At 63.6% G+C, this 16967-nt stretch carries 16 protein-coding genes; 4 read left to right on the forward strand and 12 right to left on the reverse strand.

Annotation, left to right across the window (positions count from 1 at the left end; all coding sequences use genetic code 11):
• Complete coding sequence (locus tag U5A52_RS11775) at nucleotides 1–993, forward strand: sugar-binding protein (protein WP_321934854.1); 993 nt, start codon at nucleotides 1–3, stop codon at nucleotides 991–993.
• 236 nt (nucleotides 994–1229) lie between these two features.
• Here U5A52_RS11775 and guaA read toward each other — a convergent pair whose 3' ends face one another.
• The 3 genes from guaA to guaB form a co-directional block, all read right to left on the reverse strand.
• A complete protein-coding gene (gene guaA, locus U5A52_RS11780) occupies nucleotides 1230–2813 on the reverse strand; it encodes a glutamine-hydrolyzing GMP synthase (RefSeq protein ID WP_321908764.1) in 1584 nt (527 codons plus the stop codon).
• A 192-nt stretch (nucleotides 2814–3005) separates the two neighbouring features.
• Nucleotides 3006–3737 (reverse strand): hypothetical protein, encoded by a 732-nt coding sequence (locus tag U5A52_RS11785; RefSeq protein ID WP_321934855.1) that lies wholly within the window; start codon nucleotides 3735–3737, stop codon nucleotides 3006–3008.
• A 6-nt stretch (nucleotides 3738–3743) separates the two neighbouring features.
• A complete protein-coding gene (guaB, locus tag U5A52_RS11790; RefSeq protein WP_321908767.1) occupies nucleotides 3744–5204 on the reverse strand; it encodes an IMP dehydrogenase in 1461 nt (486 codons plus the stop codon).
• Between the two features lie 268 nt (nucleotides 5205–5472).
• Between guaB and U5A52_RS11795 the strand changes: the two genes are divergently transcribed.
• On the forward strand, nucleotides 5473–6525 hold the full coding sequence (locus U5A52_RS11795; RefSeq protein WP_321934856.1) for a DMT family transporter: 1053 nt from the start codon (nucleotides 5473–5475) through the stop codon (nucleotides 6523–6525).
• 94 nt (nucleotides 6526–6619) lie between these two features.
• Here the strand turns inward: U5A52_RS11795 and U5A52_RS11800 are convergent, their stop codons facing one another.
• Both U5A52_RS11800 and U5A52_RS11805 read right to left on the reverse strand, forming a co-directional pair.
• Nucleotides 6620–6952: an RnfH family protein gene (locus U5A52_RS11800; RefSeq protein WP_321908769.1), complete on the reverse strand. Its 333-nt coding sequence runs from the start codon at nucleotides 6950–6952 to the stop codon at nucleotides 6620–6622.
• Nucleotides 6949–7386, reverse strand: coding sequence for a type II toxin-antitoxin system RatA family toxin (locus U5A52_RS11805; RefSeq protein ID WP_042265786.1), 438 nt, complete (start codon nucleotides 7384–7386; stop codon nucleotides 6949–6951). Before U5A52_RS11805 ends, U5A52_RS11800 begins: the two co-directional genes overlap by 4 nt.
• Nucleotides 7387–7488: 102 nt before the next feature.
• Between U5A52_RS11805 and smpB the strand changes: the two genes are divergently transcribed.
• Entirely contained in the window at nucleotides 7489–7935 is a 447-nt protein-coding gene (gene smpB / locus U5A52_RS11810) for an SsrA-binding protein SmpB (protein WP_028204044.1), read from the forward strand.
• A gap of 72 nt (nucleotides 7936–8007) precedes the next feature.
• Here the strand turns inward: smpB and U5A52_RS11815 are convergent, their stop codons facing one another.
• The 3 genes from U5A52_RS11815 to ppsA all read right to left on the reverse strand — a co-directional run bounded on the left by U5A52_RS11815 (nucleotide 8008) and on the right by ppsA (nucleotide 12046).
• Nucleotides 8008–8967, reverse strand: coding sequence for a stomatin-like protein (locus tag U5A52_RS11815; protein ID WP_321934857.1), 960 nt, complete (start codon nucleotides 8965–8967; stop codon nucleotides 8008–8010).
• Nucleotides 8968–9023: 56 nt separating this feature from the next.
• Nucleotides 9024–9509: an NfeD family protein gene (locus U5A52_RS11820; RefSeq protein ID WP_321934858.1), complete on the reverse strand. Its 486-nt coding sequence runs from the start codon at nucleotides 9507–9509 to the stop codon at nucleotides 9024–9026.
• A gap of 137 nt (nucleotides 9510–9646) precedes the next feature.
• Entirely contained in the window at nucleotides 9647–12046 is a 2400-nt protein-coding gene (gene ppsA / locus U5A52_RS11825) for a phosphoenolpyruvate synthase (RefSeq protein WP_321908774.1), read from the reverse strand.
• 399 nt (nucleotides 12047–12445) lie between these two features.
• Here ppsA and U5A52_RS11830 point away from each other — a divergent pair, with 399 nt between their 5' ends.
• Nucleotides 12446–13261, forward strand: coding sequence for a pyruvate, water dikinase regulatory protein (locus tag U5A52_RS11830; protein WP_321908775.1), 816 nt, complete (start codon nucleotides 12446–12448; stop codon nucleotides 13259–13261).
• Between the two features lie 69 nt (nucleotides 13262–13330).
• Here the strand turns inward: U5A52_RS11830 and U5A52_RS11835 are convergent, their stop codons facing one another.
• The 4 genes from U5A52_RS11835 to lpxA form a co-directional block, all read right to left on the reverse strand.
• Nucleotides 13331–14116 (reverse strand): RNA methyltransferase, encoded by a 786-nt coding sequence (locus tag U5A52_RS11835; protein WP_321934859.1) that lies wholly within the window; start codon nucleotides 14114–14116, stop codon nucleotides 13331–13333.
• A 100-nt stretch (nucleotides 14117–14216) separates the two neighbouring features.
• On the reverse strand, nucleotides 14217–14987 hold the full coding sequence (rnhB, locus tag U5A52_RS11840) for a ribonuclease HII (protein WP_321934860.1): 771 nt from the start codon (nucleotides 14985–14987) through the stop codon (nucleotides 14217–14219).
• On the reverse strand, nucleotides 14984–16153 hold the full coding sequence (lpxB, locus tag U5A52_RS11845; RefSeq protein ID WP_321934861.1) for a lipid-A-disaccharide synthase: 1170 nt from the start codon (nucleotides 16151–16153) through the stop codon (nucleotides 14984–14986). The genes rnhB and lpxB overlap by 4 nt, the downstream gene beginning before the upstream one ends.
• A gap of 3 nt (nucleotides 16154–16156) precedes the next feature.
• A complete protein-coding gene (lpxA, locus tag U5A52_RS11850) occupies nucleotides 16157–16945 on the reverse strand; it encodes an acyl-ACP--UDP-N-acetylglucosamine O-acyltransferase (RefSeq protein ID WP_321934862.1) in 789 nt (262 codons plus the stop codon).
• Nucleotides 16946–16967: the final 22 nt, after the last annotated feature.

Genomic DNA, 16967 nt, shown 5'->3' on the forward strand with positions numbered 1-16967 from the left:
ATGAAGAAAGCGTGGAAGTATTTCGCTGCGATCGGAGGGCTCGCCATGCTGGCCTCTTCCGCCTACGCAGCCGACAAGACCCTCGCGCTGGTCGTGAAGGGCCTCGACAATCCTTACTTCGACCTCATGCACCAGGGCTGCGACCGGGCGAACAAGGAGCTCAGCAAACAGGGCTACAACTGCTACTACACCGGGCCCGCGACTGCAGCGGACGAAAGCGCGGAAGTGCAGATCGTCGACGACCTGCTGACCAAGGGTGTGGCCGCGATTGCGATTTCACCGTCGAATGCGCCGGCCATTGCCGAAGTGATCCGCCGCCGCAACGCGAAGATCCCGATCATCACCGCCGACGCCGATCTGCTGCCGAAGGACCAGTCGCTGCGCAAGGCGTATGTGGGCACCGACAACTACGAGCTGGGCGTGAAGCTCGGCGAGCAGTTGAAGATGCTCATGCCCAAGGGCGGCAACATCTGCCTCGTGATGGGCAACCCGGCGGCCGAGAATATCAACCAGCGCGCTCAGGGCACGCGCGATGTGCTTTCTGGCAAGAAGGGCATCAAGAAGCTTGCTGGCGAGAACAACTGGCATGAGATCAGCGCCTGCCCGCTTTACGTGAACGACGACGCCGCGAAAGCGAACCAGATGATGCAGGACACGCTCACGGCGAACGCCACCAGTCTCCAGGCGTTCGTGCTCGAGGGCGGCTGGCCGCTCTTTGCGCCTGAAGCGTATTCGCAGGTCGTCGCGCCGATCATGGACAAAATCAACAGCGGCCAGTTCGTGATCGTTTCAGCCGATACGCTTGGGCCTGAGTTGCAGGCGCTCAAAGAACACAAGGTCAATGTGCTGGTTGGGCAGCGGCCTGAGGAAATGGGCTATCAAGCAGCGATGGTGATGCGTGATCTGGCGGAAGGGAAGATGGTGAAGCCGATTATTCACACTGGGCTGGATACGTGTACGTGGAAGAATGCGGATACGTGCCTCAAGCATTGAGGGCGTGACCGTGCGCGGGCCGAGGCTTGGATAGCTCGGTTATCTGCCGGAAAACCCGTGCGATCGAGGGCAGAACCGCTTCGACGCACCAGTCGGCGTGTCCTGCGTGCCGAACCTGGGTTGTGAGGCGCACGACCTACATGGGGCTAGACGCAAAAAAGCCCGCAACATCGCGGGCTTTTTCATTTTTCTACCAGTATCTGCCTCGCCTGGCCAGACTACAGCTCAGATTGGTGTCACTCCCACTCAATCGTCGCAGGCGGCTTGCCCGAGATGTCGTACACGACACGATTAATCCCACGCACCTCGTTGATAATGCGATTCGACACATGCCCAAGCAGCTCATGCGGCAGATGTGCCCAATGCGCCGTCATAAAGTCGAGCGTCTGCACCGCGCGCAGCGCAACGACATACTCATAAGTCCGCCCATCGCCCATCACGCCCACGCTCTTCACCGGCAGGAACACAGCGAACGCCTGGCTCGTGAGCTCGTACCACGATTTGCCGGTTTCCTTGTCGATCGTGTTACGCAGCGTCTCGATGAAAATCGCATCCGCACGGCGCAGCAGATCCGCAAAATCGCGCTTCACTTCGCCGAGAATCCGCACGCCAAGGCCCGGGCCCGGGAACGGATGGCGATAGACCATTTCGTGCGGCAGGCCGAGCTTCACGCCCAGTTCGCGCACTTCGTCCTTGAAGAGTTCGCGCAGCGGTTCGAGCAGCTTGAGGTTGAGCGTTTCCGGCAGGCCGCCCACGTTGTGGTGGCTCTTGATCGTGTGCGCGGCCTTCTTGCCCTTGCCAGCCGACTCGATGACGTCCGGATAGATCGTGCCTTGCGCAAGCCACTTCGCGTCGCTGAGCTTGCCCGCTTCGGTCTGGAACACCTCGACGAACTCTGCGCCGATGATCTTGCGCTTCGCTTCCGGGTCGGTCACGCCCGCGAGCTTCGACATGAACGCTTCGCTTGCGTCGACGTGGATGACCTTCACGCCGAGGTTGTCGGCGAACATCGTCATCACCTGCTCGGCTTCGTTCAGACGCAGCAGGCCGTGATCGACGAACACGCAGGTCAGCTGGTCGCCAATCGCGCGGTGCAGCAGCGCCGCGGCCACCGACGAGTCCACGCCGCCCGAGAGGCCGAGAATCACGTGCTCGTTGCCCACCTGCTTGCGGATCGTTTCGACGGCCTCGTCGATGTAGTGGCCCATCTCCCAGTCGGCCTTGGCGCCGCAGATGCCGAGCACGAAGCGCTCGAGCATCGCGCGACCCTGCACCGTGTGCGTGACTTCCGGGTGCCATTGCAGGCCGTAGAAGTGGCGCGCTTCGTCGGCCATCGCCGCGATCGGGCACGATTCCGTCGAGGCCATCAGCTTGAAGCCCTGCGGCATTTCCGTGACCTTGTCGCCGTGGCTCATCCACACCTTGAGCATGCCGTGGCCTTCGCTCGTGCGGAAGTCTTCGATGCCTTCGAGGAAGCTCGTGTGGTTGCGCGCGCGCACTTCGGCGTAGCCGAATTCGCGCAGGTGGCCACCGTCGACCTTGCCGCCGAGCTGTTCGGCCATCGTCTGCATGCCGTAGCAAATGCCGAGCACCGGCACGCCCAGTTCGAACACGGCTTGCGGCGCGCGCGGGGTATCGGTGTCGGTGACCGAGTTCGGGCCGCCCGAGAGGATGATGCCCTTCGGTGCGAATTCGCGAATGAACGCGTCGTCCACATCGTACGGATGGATTTCCGAATAGACGTGGGCTTCGCGCACGCGGCGCGCGATGAGCTGGGTGACTTGCGAGCCGAAGTCGAGGATCAGGATTTTGTCGTGCATGGCTGCGGACGAGACCTAAAAAAAGAACGGATACGGAAAGCCGCGCGACAATAAAAACGCGCGCAGCGTGAATTCATCGGGACCAGGGCAGCGCACTACGGCGGAACCGGGTAGCGCAAATTCGGGTGAGCTTTGGACGCTGCTGTGGACGCATTAAGTCTGGTGTTTCGGAGGCCGGGTCTGAGCGCGGCCTCAGCCACGCAGCGGGGGCCTCGGTGCGTCGGCCGCTTCGTCGCGAGCCGCCTGGCGCGCCTCTTGAGCTTGCACCGCACTGGCGGCCGGCGGCGCAACCGTCGCTGGACGCGGCGTAACCGGCGGAACCGGCGGAACCGCTGCGGGCGTCACGGTCGGCACTTCCACGACCGGTTCGACCGGCGCCGCCGGCCGTTTCGCCTCGCGCGCACCGCCCCACGCCATCGTTTTCAGAAAGCCCGGCTTCGCGTACGTTACCGGCTCGTCACGGCGTTCCGGCTGCGCCTTCGCCGCCTTACGCTGCTGCACGGCGTTGCCGCTCGCCTGCCCCTTCTGGCGCTTGCGCACCGCGCCCGCGAGCCGGACGCCGCCGAGGCCGAGGAGGATCAGCCACACGCCAACCGCGCCAGCCACCAGTTGGCCCAACCCGGTGAGCTGCGGCGCACGCAACCCGATCAGCCAGACCAACATCAGCACGCCGGCAATCCAGTTGACGTGCCCCACGGTGCGGCCCACAGGCACTGTCATCTCCCCGTGGAAGGCCGCACGCAGCGCAAGCCACGCGAAGCCCAACAGCACCACACCAAACGCCTGCCCAACGAGTGCCGGCTGCGTTTGCACCAGTTGCAACGCGTTGTAGACCAGGGTCGAGGGCGTGAGAACGAACAGCACGCCAAACCCCAGCAACGTCAACGCATCGACAATCAGCAGCACGCGCAGCAGCGGCTTCATCGGGGCTTAGTCCACGTGGTAGTTGGGCGCTTCCTTCGTGATCTGCACATCGTGCACGTGCGATTCGTTCAGGCCGGCGCCAGTGATCTGCACAAACTCTGCCTTCGCATGCAGGTCGTCGATCGTGCGGCAACCGCAGTAACCCATCGAGGCGCGCACCCCGCCGATCAGCTGGAACAGGATTGCGTTGATGGGCCCCTTGTAGGCAACACGGCCTTCGATGCCTTCCGGCACGAGCTTGTCGATATTGGCCGAGTTGTCCTGGAAGTAGCGGTCCGCGGCGCCGTCCTTCATCGCGCCGACCGAGCCCATGCCGCGGTACGACTTGTACTGGCGGCCCTGATACAGGAACACGTCGCCCGGCGACTCTTCGGTGCCCGCGAACATGCTGCCCATCATCACAGCGTTCGCGCCGGCTGCGAGCGCCTTCGAAACGTCACCCGAGTAGCGCACGCCGCCGTCGGCGATGCACGGCACGCCGGTGCCCTTGAGCGCTTCCGAGACATTGGAAATCGCGCTGATCTGCGGCACGCCCACGCCTGCCACGATACGCGTCGTGCAGATCGAACCCGGGCCGATGCCGACCTTCACGCCGTCCGCTCCGTACTCGACGAGCGCGCGCGCCGCATCAGCCGTTGCGATGTTGCCGCCGATCACTTCGACGTGCGGGAAATTCTTCTTGACCCAGCGAACGCGCTCGAGCACGCCCTTGCTGTGGCCGTGCGCCGTGTCGACCACGATCACGTCCACGCCGGCCTGCACCAGCAGCTCGACGCGCTCTTCGTTGTCCGGACCCACGCCGACGGCCGCGCCTGCGCGCAGCTTGCCGTGCTCGTCCTTGCAGGCGGCCGGGTGCTCGGTCTGCTTCGTGATGTCCTTGACGGTCATGAGACCGCGCAGTTCGAACGCGTCGTTCACGACCAGCACGCGCTCGAGGCGGTGGCTGTGCATGAGCGCCTTGGCTTCGGTCAGCGGCGTGCCTTCCTTGACGGTCACGAGGCGCTCGCGCGGCGTCATGATCGAGCGCACCGGCTCGTCCAGACGCGTTTCGAAACGCAGGTCGCGGTTCGTGACGATACCGACGAGCTGCGCGCCTTCCACGACCGGGAAGCCCGAAATGCCATGCTGCTGCGAAAGCGCGATGACGTCGGCGACCTTCATTTGCGGCGGAATCGTGATCGGATCGCGCACCACACCCGACTCGAAGCGCTTCACCTTCGCGACCTCGCGCGCCTGCTCGGCCGGCGTGAGGTTCTTGTGAATGATGCCGACGCCGCCCTGCTGCGCCATGGCAATTGCCAGACGGCCTTCCGTGACGGTATCCATAGCGGCCGACACGAGCGGAATGTTCAGGGAGATATTGCGGGTCAGCCGGGTCTTCAGGCTGGTGTCGCGCGGGAGAACGTCGGAGAAGGCGGGAACGAGGAGCACGTCATCGAACGTGAGTGCTTTCTGGATCAGACGCATGGCAAATCCTATAGGCGCAAAAGCAGATTATACGCGATAGCGCCCTGGAAATCATCAGCGCTAACAGTAGCTTAGCGCCGTTTTCGGGATTATTTCCACGCTCGGGCCCGGCCGGCGCAAGGCGTGCGGGTGCGCCACGCCTCCGACCCGAATATCGGGCACGCGGTGCAGGATTGAACAAGACGGCCACGCACGCCTCCAGTTAAGCTTCGGCCGTTCTGTTAAAACGGCCCGATTGGGCCACCCGAAGTTTCTGGAGGCAATACAAATGCAGCGTGGTGTGTTGTACGGCGTGCTCGCCGGCGCGTTATGGGGAACGGTGTTCGTCGTGCCCCGGCAACTGGCGGAATTCTCGCCATTGCTCCTGAGCGCGGGCCGCTACGTCATGTATGGGCTTGTCTCGCTCGCCGCGCTCCTGCCCATGCTGCGCCGGGTCTGGCCACGCTTGACCCGCGCCGATCTCGTCGCGCTCGTGAAACTGGCGCTCGTGGGCAACGTGCTCTATTACCTCTTTCTCGCGAGTGCCATTCATCTGGTTGGCATTGCGCCGGCCTCGCTGATCGTCGGCGTGCTGCCCGTCACGGTCACGCTGCTCGGCCGCCGCGACCACGGCGCCGTGCCGCTTTCACGTCTGATCTGGCCGCTCGCGATGATCGCGGCCGGTATCGTCTGCATCAACGTGGACGTCTTCACCGCGGCTGGCGACGCGGGCGGCGCGAGCATCCTCACGCGCATTGCCGGCATTGGCTGCGCCGTCGGCGCGCTCGTGTGCTGGACCTGGTTCGCCGTCGAGAACGCCCGCTATCTGCAGCGCAATGCGCACTTCGGCGGCAACGAATGGTCGGTGCTTTGGGGCGTGGTGACGGGCGGGCTAGGCGGGCTGCTCTGGCTCGGCATTCTCGTCGTGCCGTCGCACTGGGTCCAGGAAACCGTCGCCGCCGGCCGCTGGACCACGTTCTGGCAGTTGAATCTGGTGCTCGCGATCGGCGCCTCGTGGCTCGGCAACGGCCTGTGGAACGCCGCCGCCAAGCGCCTGCCGCTCACGCTCTCGGGTCAGATGATCGCCTTCGAAACGCTGTTCGCCCTGCTCTACGGCTTTATTTATGATCACCGGCTGCCGCGCGGCCTGGAAGTCGTGGCCGTCGTGCTGCTGGTGGCGGGCGTAAGTTGGTCGGTACGCCAGCATTCGGGCGGCCCCGCAGAGACCGCGCACGGCGACGGCATCGTGCCGGACGGCGATCTACCAGGAATCGGCAACGACAGCCGCCTCACGCACTCCCATACCGACGCGAAGCGAAGCGGTCGGACTACCACCGCCTGAGCGCGATGCCCCAAAAGGCCAAATGGGCGAGACAGCACATGCTGTCTCGCCCATTACATTTGTGCGGCCGCCCGTGGGCAACCCGCTTCGAGCCCTAGCGCGAGTCCTTGGGCAACCACTTGCGCCCTTCGATCGAACCTTCCTTGCGGGTCTTGTCGACGCGGCGCTGGCGCGCCATCTTCGGGTCGACGATCAGCGGCCGGTAGATTTCCACGCGGTCATGGTCGGCGAGCACGGTGTCTAGCGGCTTGAGCTTGCCGTACACGCCCACCTTGAGCTTCGCCAGATCGATCTCGGGATGGCGCGCGAGGATGCCGCTCGCGTCGATGGCCTGCTGGACGGTCGCGCCGGGCGGCAGCTCGATGCTGATGAGCGTTTGCGCGTCCGGCAGCGCATAGCAGACGTCAACAGAAAGGTTCGCGCTCATGGCTTGCCGTAGCGCTGGTCGGCGCGCTTCACGAAAGAGTCGACGAAGGTGTTCGCGATGTGATGGAACACCGGCCCGATGAGTTTTTCGAGAATGATGTTTGAAAACTCGTAATGCAGCGCAAACTCGATCTTGCAGGCGTCGGCGCGCAGCGGCGTGAAGCGCCAGTAGCCCGTGAACTTGCGGAACGGGCCGTCGGCGAATTCCATGTCGATGCGTTCGGGCCGCTTTTGCGAGTTGCGCGTGGCGAAGTGCTGCTTGATGCCCTTGAAGTTGATGTCGATTTTCGCCTCCATGCCGCTTTCGTCCTGACGGCGAATCTCGACGCCGCCGCACCACGGCAGGAAGTTGGGGTAGTCGGCGACGTCGGTGACGAGGTCGAACATCTGCTCCGCCGAATGGCGAATCAACACGGTTTTCTGGACATCCGCCATAAATTGCGCAATGCGTGGCTAGAGTGAAAGCGCCACGGGCTTTCGGGAGCCCGCTTTGCTAAAATCGTAATTTTAAACGAGTTGGGCCGATCCCATTTTCCTATGAGCATCATCGACAACAGAAAAGCGTTCTTCGATTACTTCATCGAAGAGCGTCACGAGGCCGGGCTCGTGCTGGAAGGATGGGAAGTCAAGGCCATGCGCGCCGGGCGAGCCAACATCAAGGAAAGCTACGTCATGATCAAGGATGGCGAGCTGTATCTGATCGGCACGCACATCAGCCCGCTGCCCGAGGCCTCGACGCACATCCAGCCCGACCCCACGCGCATCCGCAAGCTGCTGCTGAAACGCGAAGAAATCGACAAACTGATCGGCAAGGTCGAGCAGCGCGGCTTCACGCTCGTGCCGCTGAATTTCCATTACAAGGGTGGCCGCGTGAAGTGCGAGATCGGCCTTGCCAAGGGCAAGAAGCTGCACGACAAGCGTGAAACCGAGAAGAAGCGCGACTGGGAGCGCGAAAAAGCGCGCCTGATGCGCTCGCCCACCTGATTCTTCCGGAATCGTTCAGACGAAAAACGGGCCGCTCATGCGGCCCGTTGTCATTTTCGGCGGTCTCGGCGCCTATGCGCCCTTTGTCGCACCGGCACCGCTGATCTGCCCCTCGCGCAAACCCGCCCGGTTCACGATCGTGAGTGCCGAAGCGATCATCGTGCTCAGATCGCCCATATTGCCCGGCACGATCAGCGTATTGCCCTGCTTCGCGAGATTGGCGAAAGCATTCACGTATTGCTCGGCCACCTTCAGGTTGACGGCATCCATACCGCCCTGCGCCTGGATCGAGTTGCCGATCTTCTGGATGGCCTGCGCGTTCGCCTCGGCCACGGCTAGAATGGCGGCCGCTTGACCTTGTGCCTGGTTGATCGCCGCCTGGCGCTCGCCTTCGGACTTCTGGATCGCCGCCTCGCGCGCCCCAGCCGCCAGGTTGATCTGCTCCTGCTTGCGACCTTCGGAGGCTGCGATGAGCGCGCGCTTTTCCCGCTCGGCGGTGATCTGCGCCTGCATGGCGTGCAGGATTTCCTTTGGCGGCGTCAAATCCTTGATCTCATAGCGCAGTACTTTCACACCCCAGTTCGAGGCGGCTTCGTCGAGCGCCGACACAACGCTATGGTTGATGAAGTCGCGTTCCTCGAAGGTCTTGTCGAGTTCGAGCTTACCGATGACCGAACGCAGCGTGGTCTGCGAAAGCTGTGTAATCGCGAAGACGAAATTGCTCGACCCGTACGACGCTTTCATTGGATCGGTCACCTGGAAGTACAGCACGCCATCCACCTGAAGCTGCGTGTTGTCGCGCGTGATGCAAACCTGGCTCGGCACGTCGAGCGGAATCTCCTTCAGCACGTGCTTGTAGGCCACCCGATCGACGAACGGCAACACGATCGTCAAGCCTGGCGTGAGCGTGGCATGGTAACGCCCAAGCCGTTCGAGCACCCAGGCATGCTGCTGCGGCACGATCTTGATGGTCTGCGCGATCAGCACGATGACGATCACGAGCAGAATCAGGCCGACGACTGGGACTTGCATACGGGACCTCCGTTCGCTTCTGTGTAGTTTGCTGGTGTGAGTTCGAATGCGACCCGCTACGCGTGGCGTGCGCCGTCTTGAGCGGTGCCGGACGCCTTGGCTTCGCGGCGCTCGCGCTTCGCCGCAACGATCAGGCAACTGCCGCGCACCGCCTTGATTTCATAGAGCGGCGCATCTTCGGGCTCGCCAGGTGCGAGTTCGACATCCCATTCGGCGCCGCGATACCTCGTGCGCGCGCGGCCGTCGCGCCAGGCGGCGACGGCGAGTGTTGCGCCAATATCGAGATTCACGCCCGGATCGGTCGAGGCATCGGTCATGCGCCGGCGGCGGCCGAAACGAGAGCGCCGCAGCGTGACCACAGCTGCGAGCCCAACCACCGCCGCGACAATCAACTGGACGTCGAGCGGCGCGCCAAGCTCATAGCTGAGCGCGCCTGCGAGCAAGCCTAGCGCGATCATCAAGAGGTAAAAGGTGCCGGTCATCAGCTCGGCGACGATGAGCACGCCGGCGGCAATCCACCAGAACAAACCATGCGGACCCACGGCGACCTCCCAAAGTAAAACACCCCGGATAGACCGGGGTGTTATAGCACGAAGCTGACACTTTTTTCCGCAGCGTGTAACGCCGCTCAGGAAGCCGCGTCAAGCTCCCCCGAGGATTCGCACCCTCGGCAATACGCTTACTTCGACTGCGACTTCGCCAGCTGCTGCCACGTCTCGACAACCGAGTCCGGGTTCAGCGAGATCGAAGCGATGCCTTCTTCCGCGAGCCACTGGGCGAAATCCGGGTGGTCGGACGGGCCCTGACCGCAGATGCCGACGTACTTGTTCAGGCGGCGGCAAGTTTCGATCGCGCGCTTGAGCATGAACTTCACGGCCGGATCGCGCTCGTCGAAGTCGACGGCCAGCAGTTCCATGCCCGAGTCCCGGTCGAGGCCGAGCGTGAGCTGCGTGAGGTCGTTCGAACCGATCGAGAAACCATCGAAGTACTGCAGGAACTCTTCGGCGAGAATCGCGTTCGACGGCACTTCGCACATCATGATGAGCTTGAGATCGTTCACGCCGCGCTTGAGGCCAAACTTCTCGAGCAGGCCCACCACGCGCTCAGCCTGCTTGAGCGTGCGCACGAATGGCACCATGATCTCGACGTTCGTGAGACCCATCTCTTCACGCACGCGCTTGAGCGCCAGGCACTCCATTTCGAACGCTTGCGCGAAGTCCTCGGCGATGTAACGCGACGCGCCGCGGAAACCGAGCATCGGGTTCTCTTCGTCCGGCTCGTAGCGCGAACCGCCGATCAGCTTCTTGTACTCATTCGACTTGAAGTCGGACAGACGCACGATGACGGGCTTCGGATAGAACGCCGCCGCGATCGTGGCGATGCCTTCCGTCAGCTTGTCGACGTAGAACGCGCGCGGCGACGCATGGCCGCGCGCAACGCTTTCCACGGCCTTCTTCAGGTCCGCGTCGATGTTCGGGTACTCGAGAATCGCCTTCGGGTGAACGCCGATGTTGTTGTTGATGATGAACTCGAGACGCGCGAGGCCAACACCTGCGTTCGGCAGTTGCGAGAAGTCGAACGCGAGCTGCGGATTGCCGACGTTCATCATGATCTTGACCGGAATGGCCGGCAGCTCGCCACGTTGGACTTCGCTGACTTCGGTTTCGAGCAGACCGTCGTAAATGCGGCCTTCGTCGCCTTCCGCGCATGACACCGTCACGAGCGCACCGTCCTTCAGCACGTCGGTCGCGTCGCCGCAGCCAACGACTGCCGGCACGCCCAGCTCACGCGCGATGATCGCCGCGTGGCAGGTACGCCCGCCACGGTTCGTGACGATCGCCGCCGCACGCTTCATTACCGGCTCCCAGTTCGGGTCGGTCATGTCGGCGACCAGCACGTCGCCCGGCTGCACGCGTTCCATTTCGGACGGATCGTGAATCACCTTCACGCGGCCCGCGCCGATCTTCTGGCCGATTGCGCGGCCCGTTGCCAGAACCTGCGACTGGCCCTTGAGCTTGAAGCGCTGCTCGACCTTGCCCGCGGCCTGGCTCTTCACCGTCTCCGGACGCGCCTGGAGAATGAAGATCTTGCCGTCGAGGCCGTCCTTGCCCCACTCGATGTCCATCGGACGCTGGTAGTGCTGCTCGATGATGACGGCGTACCTGGCCAGCTCGATCACGTCTTCGTCGGTGATCGAGAAGCGGTTGCGCTGTTCGTGCGTAACGTCGACCGTCTTCACGCGGCCCGGTTCGCCCGGCTGCGTGAATTCCATCTTGATGAGCTTCGAGCCGATCGAGCGGCGGATGATCGGGGCCTTGCCCTGCGCGAGCGTGGTCTTGAAGACGTAGAACTCGTCCGGATTCACGGCGCCCTGCACAACCGTTTCACCAAGGCCGTAGCTCGACGTGATGAAGACGGCGTCCTTGAAGCCCGATTCCGTGTCGAGCGTGAACATCACACCTGCGGCGCCGCGGTCCGAACGGACCATGCGCTGCACGCCAGCCGACAGTGCGACTTCGGCGTGGGTGAAGCCCTTGTGGACGCGATAGGAAATAGCGCGGTCGTTGTAGAGCGACGCGAACACGTGCTTGAGGCGATCGAGCACGTCTTCGATGCCTACCACGTTGAGGTAGCTTTCCTGTTGACCGGCAAACGATGCGTCGGGCAAGTCTTCCGCCGTTGCCGACGAACGCACGGCAAACGACAGCTCCGACGGCGAACCGGCCTGCAGCGTTTCGAAGCCGGCGCGGATGTCCGCTTCGAGCTTCGGCTGCAGCGGCGCGTCGATGATCCATTGACGGATCTCCTTGCCAGCTTCGGCCAGCGCCTTCACGTCGTCGACGTCGAACGTCTCCAGACGAGCGGCGATCCGTTCGGTCAGGTTGTTATGTTTCAGGAAGTCGCGGAAGGCGAGCGCAGTCGTCGCGAAGCCCGTGGGCACACGCACGCCTGCTTCAGCCAGCTGGCTGATCATTTCGCCGAGCGAGGCGTTTTTGCCGCCCACGATCTCGACATCGGTCATCCGCAACTGCTCGAAAGGCACTACATAAGCCTGATCCTTGGCAACGGTGTTAGTCATACAAGCCCCTAAGTGTGAAAAAAATTCACGATTGCGCAAGTGGGCTCGAACGCGGTCCGCCCATTGGAAGCGGATTCGCGTCTTGCGCAACCTGTTGGAGAAGCAATCGCTCAGGCGCCGAGCGAATTTCCGTTCAATGGAAAAGCACGAAGATGCGCGCGATTACATGGAGTTAGATGGAATCGCTGCAAATTGACACCAGAATGCGCCGCGATAGGCGGCTGTTTGGCGCGGTTGCACTGCAATTGCTTATCCAACAGGTTGCCGCTATTCTACCGTGCCGACTCTGGAATTTGTGCCAGTCGGCGAGAATTGCCCCTCGGTCCCGCCGGACGGGGCTTTCCGGGCGCCCAAGCCTGTCCCGAGCGGCCCTGCAGCTCACGTACCCAGCCTCAACCGATGCCGCCAACCGTATTCATCGTCTCCGACGGTACCGGGATCACTGCCGAAACCTTCGCGCATTCGATCCTGTCGCAGTTCGACCAGAAATTCCGCCTCGTGCGCGTGCCGTTTGTCGATTCGACCGACAAGGCCTACTCGACCGCCGAGAAGATCAACGAAGCCGCCGTGCAGGAAGGCCGCCGGCCGATCGTGTTCACAACGCTCGTGGACAGCAATTCGAACGAAATCGTCAAGCGCGCGAATGCGCTCGTGATGGACATGTTCCAGACCTTCGTGGAGCCGCTCGAGCAAGAGCTGGAACTGAAGTCGAGCCACGCGATGGGTCGCGGCCACCAGAACGCCGACACCGACGAATACAAGAACCGTATCGAGGCGATCAACTTCTCGCTCGCGCACGACGACGGCCAGTCCGACCGCAACCTCGCCGACGCCGATGTGATCCTCGTGGGCGTGTCACGCAGCGGCAAAACGCCTACCAGCCTCTACCTCGCCATGCAGTACGGCGTGAAGGCCGCGAACTATCCGCTGATTCCCGACGATTTCGAGCGCGGCAAGCTGCCGAATTCGCTGCTGCCGCATCGCACGAAGATTTTCGGCCTTTCAATTGACCCGCAGCGTCTCACTGAGATCCGCAACGAGCGGCGTCCGGGCAGCAAGTACGCCGCGCTGGAAAACTGCCGCTATGAAGTGAACGAAGCCGAGGCGATGATGCGCCGCGAAGGCATCAAGTGGCTCTCGTCAACGCACAAGTCGATCGAGGAAATCGCCACCACGATCCTGCAGGAAATTCGCATCGACAAGCCGTCGTATTGAAACGGCCTGCCTGAAATAAAAAAGCCCGCGTCACGACGCGGGCTTTTTTATTACTGACTGCTGCGAGCGTCAACGCGCATGCCGTTGCTGCCGGCATTGCTCGAACACGCACACGGCCGCCGCCGCCGCGACGTTGAGCGACTCCATGCCGCCCGGCTGCGGAATCGTCACGCGCAGCGCCGCCGCGTCGCGCCAGACCTGCGACACGCCCGCCCCTTCGTTGCCGAACACCCATGCGACCTGGCCCGTGAGATCGGCCTCGTCGATCGCCTGCGCCCCGTGCGAATCGGTGATGACGACCGGCACGCCAAGCATCTCGACGAGCGCTTCGGCCTCCACGTTCTCGAACACCTGCAGGAGAAAGTGCGCGCCCATTGCCGAGCGCAGCACCTTTGACGACCACACATAGGCCGTGCCCGGCGTGCAAAAAACCTTGTCGATGCCGGCGGCGGCCGCGCTGCGCAGGATCGAGCCGACGTTGCCAGCATCCTGCAAGCCGTCGAGCACGAGGCAAGTCGAGCCGACGCGTTCGGGCAGTTGTGCCTCCGGCATGTCGACGAGCAGCAGCAACCCTACGCCATGCACGACGTTCGAGAGTTGCCCGAAGAGCGCGTCGGGCAGCGTGATCACGCGGCGCTCGTCCACGCGGGCGACGATGGCCTGAGCCTCCTCATGCGTGAGCGCGCCTTCGGTCACCACGCAGAATTCGGGCTGCGAACCACCATCGAGCCAGGCGCTCGCGAGGTGGAAGCCTTCGAGCAAAGCCTGGTGGCTGCGCCGCTGTTGATGCGTCGAGCCGGCCAACGCCTTCAGGCGTTTGTAGAGCGGATTGTCGCGCGAGGTAATGGCTTTCACGGGCGGGCCTGGCGTGTCTAATGAGGATCGAGAGAAAGAAGAACAGCGGCGCCTGCACTACGCACTATGGCGCCCGCTAGCGCGGGACGCCATTAGCGGCTCAAGACAGTGGCGCGAAGGCGTCGCCTTCTTCCGGGCCGGCAGTGACCACCGTCGAAGCACCGGCGAGGACGATGCCGTGCAATGCGTACGCGTCGCGCACGGGCGCGAACGAGCGCCGGTGATGCTCGCACGGACCATGCACGCGCAACGCTTCGAGATGCTGCGGCGTGCCGTAGCCCGCGTGGGCGTCGAAACCGTAATGCGGATGCGCCTGGTGCAGATCGACGAGCATGCGGTCGCGCGTGACTTTCGCGATGATCGACGCCGCCGAAATGCTCGGCACGAGCGCGTCGCCGCCGATCACCGCCTCGCTGCGCACCGGCATCACCGGGCAGCGATTGCCGTCGATCTTCGCGAGCGTCGGCACGATGCTCAAGCCTTCGACCGCACGCCGCATCGCCAGCATCGTTGCGTGCAGGATGTTGAGCGTGTCGATTTCCTCGACGCTCGCGGAGGCAACGCACCACGCGAGCGAGCGTTCGACGATGCGCTCGTAGAGCGCTTCGCGAGCCTGCGCCGTCAGCACCTTCGAGTCGTCGAGCCCGCGAATCGGCCGGGCCGGATCGAGGATCACGGCGGCCGCGACCACGGGCCCGGCCAGCGGCCCGCGCCCCGCCTCGTCCACGCCGCAAATGACATCGTCTGGCGACTCGAACAGCAGCCCGGCTTGCCGCGCTGCCTTGCGGCGCGCAGCAAGCTTGAGTGCTGCCTGCGACGGCGGCTTTTTCACGGCCGGCGCTTTTGCGCGCTTGATCGTACCCTCGCTCATGCCCGCCCCTTGCGGCGTTCGACGATGCTCGCGACCACTTCGGCCGCACGCTCCGCCGTGTTCTGGCGCAGGGTCAGATGCATCTGCGTGAACACCTCGGTCAGCGTGCGCCGGTTTGCCTCGTCCTGCAACTGCGTGAGCGTCGCGTCGGCAAGCGCCTCCGGCGTCGCGAAATGCTGCAGGATTTCCGGCACGACGAAGCGGCCCGCGAGAATGTTCGGCAAACCCACGTAAGGCAGATAGGCCTGGCGGCGCATGATCTGCCCCGTGAGCCAGGGCACCTTGTAGGAGATGACCATCGGCTTCTTGAGCAGCGCCGCTTCGAGCGTGACCGTGCCGCTTTTCACGAGGATCGCGTCGGCGGCCGTCATGGCGAGTTGCGACTGGCCATCGATGATCGTGAGCGCGAGACCCTGGTGCGCGTTGGCGAGTTCCTGCAACTGCGCGTGGATAGCGGGCGTCGCCGCCGGCATGACGAAGCGCAGCGCCGGCTCGCGCCGCTGCATGATCTGCATCGCGTCGAAGAAGGTCGGCCCGATCAGATTGATTTCCGAGCGGCGGCTGCCCGGCAGCACCGCGATCACCGGGCCGCTTTCCGGCAGGCCAAGCGCACGGCGCGCACCCGCCATGTCCGGTTCGAGCGGAATCTCGTCGGCGAGCGGATGACCCACATATGACGAGGCCACCCCAGCCTTCTCGAGGAGCGCCGTTTCGAACGGGAACACGCACAGCATGTGATCCACAGCCTTCTGGATCTTCTTGATGCGGCCGCCGCGCCATGCCCAGATCGACGGGCAAACAAAGTGGATCGTCGGAATGCCCGCGTCGCGCAGCGCGTGCTCCAGACCGAAGTTGAAGTCAGGCGCATCCACGCCGATGAAGGCGTCAGGCGGATCGGCCAGCAACTGGTGCTTGAGTTCGCTGCGGATGCGCAGAATCTCGGGAATGTGCCGCAGCGCCTCGACGTAGCCACGCACCGAGAGCTTTTCCATGGGCCAGTGCGCGTCGAAACCGGCGGCCGTCATGCGCGGACCGCCGATTCCGTAGTACTGCGTAGTGTCGGGCAAGCGGGCTTTGAGACCCGCGAGCAGCGATGCCGCAAGCAGGTCGCCGGACGGCTCGCCGGCGACCATCGCAAGGCGTAGCGGACGAGTTTGCAGCGCCATCGATCAGCGAATGATGCCGCGTTGCGACTGCTCGACGAAGTCAAGCAGCGCCTTCACGTGCACGTCGCCATCGCCGCCCGCCTGCGCGAGATCGGCGAGCTGCACCTTCGCCTCTTCGAGCGAGAGCCCGTTCTTGTAGAGCGTGCGATATGCCGAGCGCAGCGCGGAAATCGCGTCGGGCGAAAAGCCGCGACGGCGCAAACCTTCGACGTTGATGCCGTGCGGCACCGCCTTGTTCCCGGCGGCGATCACGAACGGCGGCACGTCCTGCACGAGCGCCGAGGCGCCGCCGACCATCGAGTGCGTACCAATGCGCACGAACTGGTGCACACCGGTCATGCCGCCGATGATCGCGTGGTCGTCGACGATCACGTGCCCCGCGAGCTGCGCGTTGCTCGACATGATGATGTTGTTGCCGAGACGGCAATCGTGGCCAACGTGCACGTAGGCCATGATCCAGCAGTCGTCGCCGATGATCGTGACGCCAGTGTCCTGCACCGTGCCCGTATGCAGGGTCGTGAACTCGCGGATCGTGTTGCGGTTGCCAATTACGAGCTTCGTGGGCTCGCCCTTGTACTTCATGTCCTGCGGACGGCCGCCGATCGACGCGTAGTGGCCGATCGAGTTGTCTTCGCCAATCGTCGTGTGGCCTTCCAGCACGCTATGCGAGCCGACCGTCGTGCGGGCGCCGATGGTGACGTTTGCACCGATGACCGCGAACGGCCCGATTTCGACCGATTCGTCGATCTGCGCGCCCGACTCGACGACCGCAGTGGGATGGATCCTGCTCATTGGTCCTCGCTCTCCGATTCTG

The sequence above is a fragment of the Paraburkholderia sp. J8-2 genome (assembly GCF_905220195.1).
Lineage (GTDB): Bacteria > Pseudomonadota > Gammaproteobacteria > Burkholderiales > Burkholderiaceae > Paraburkholderia.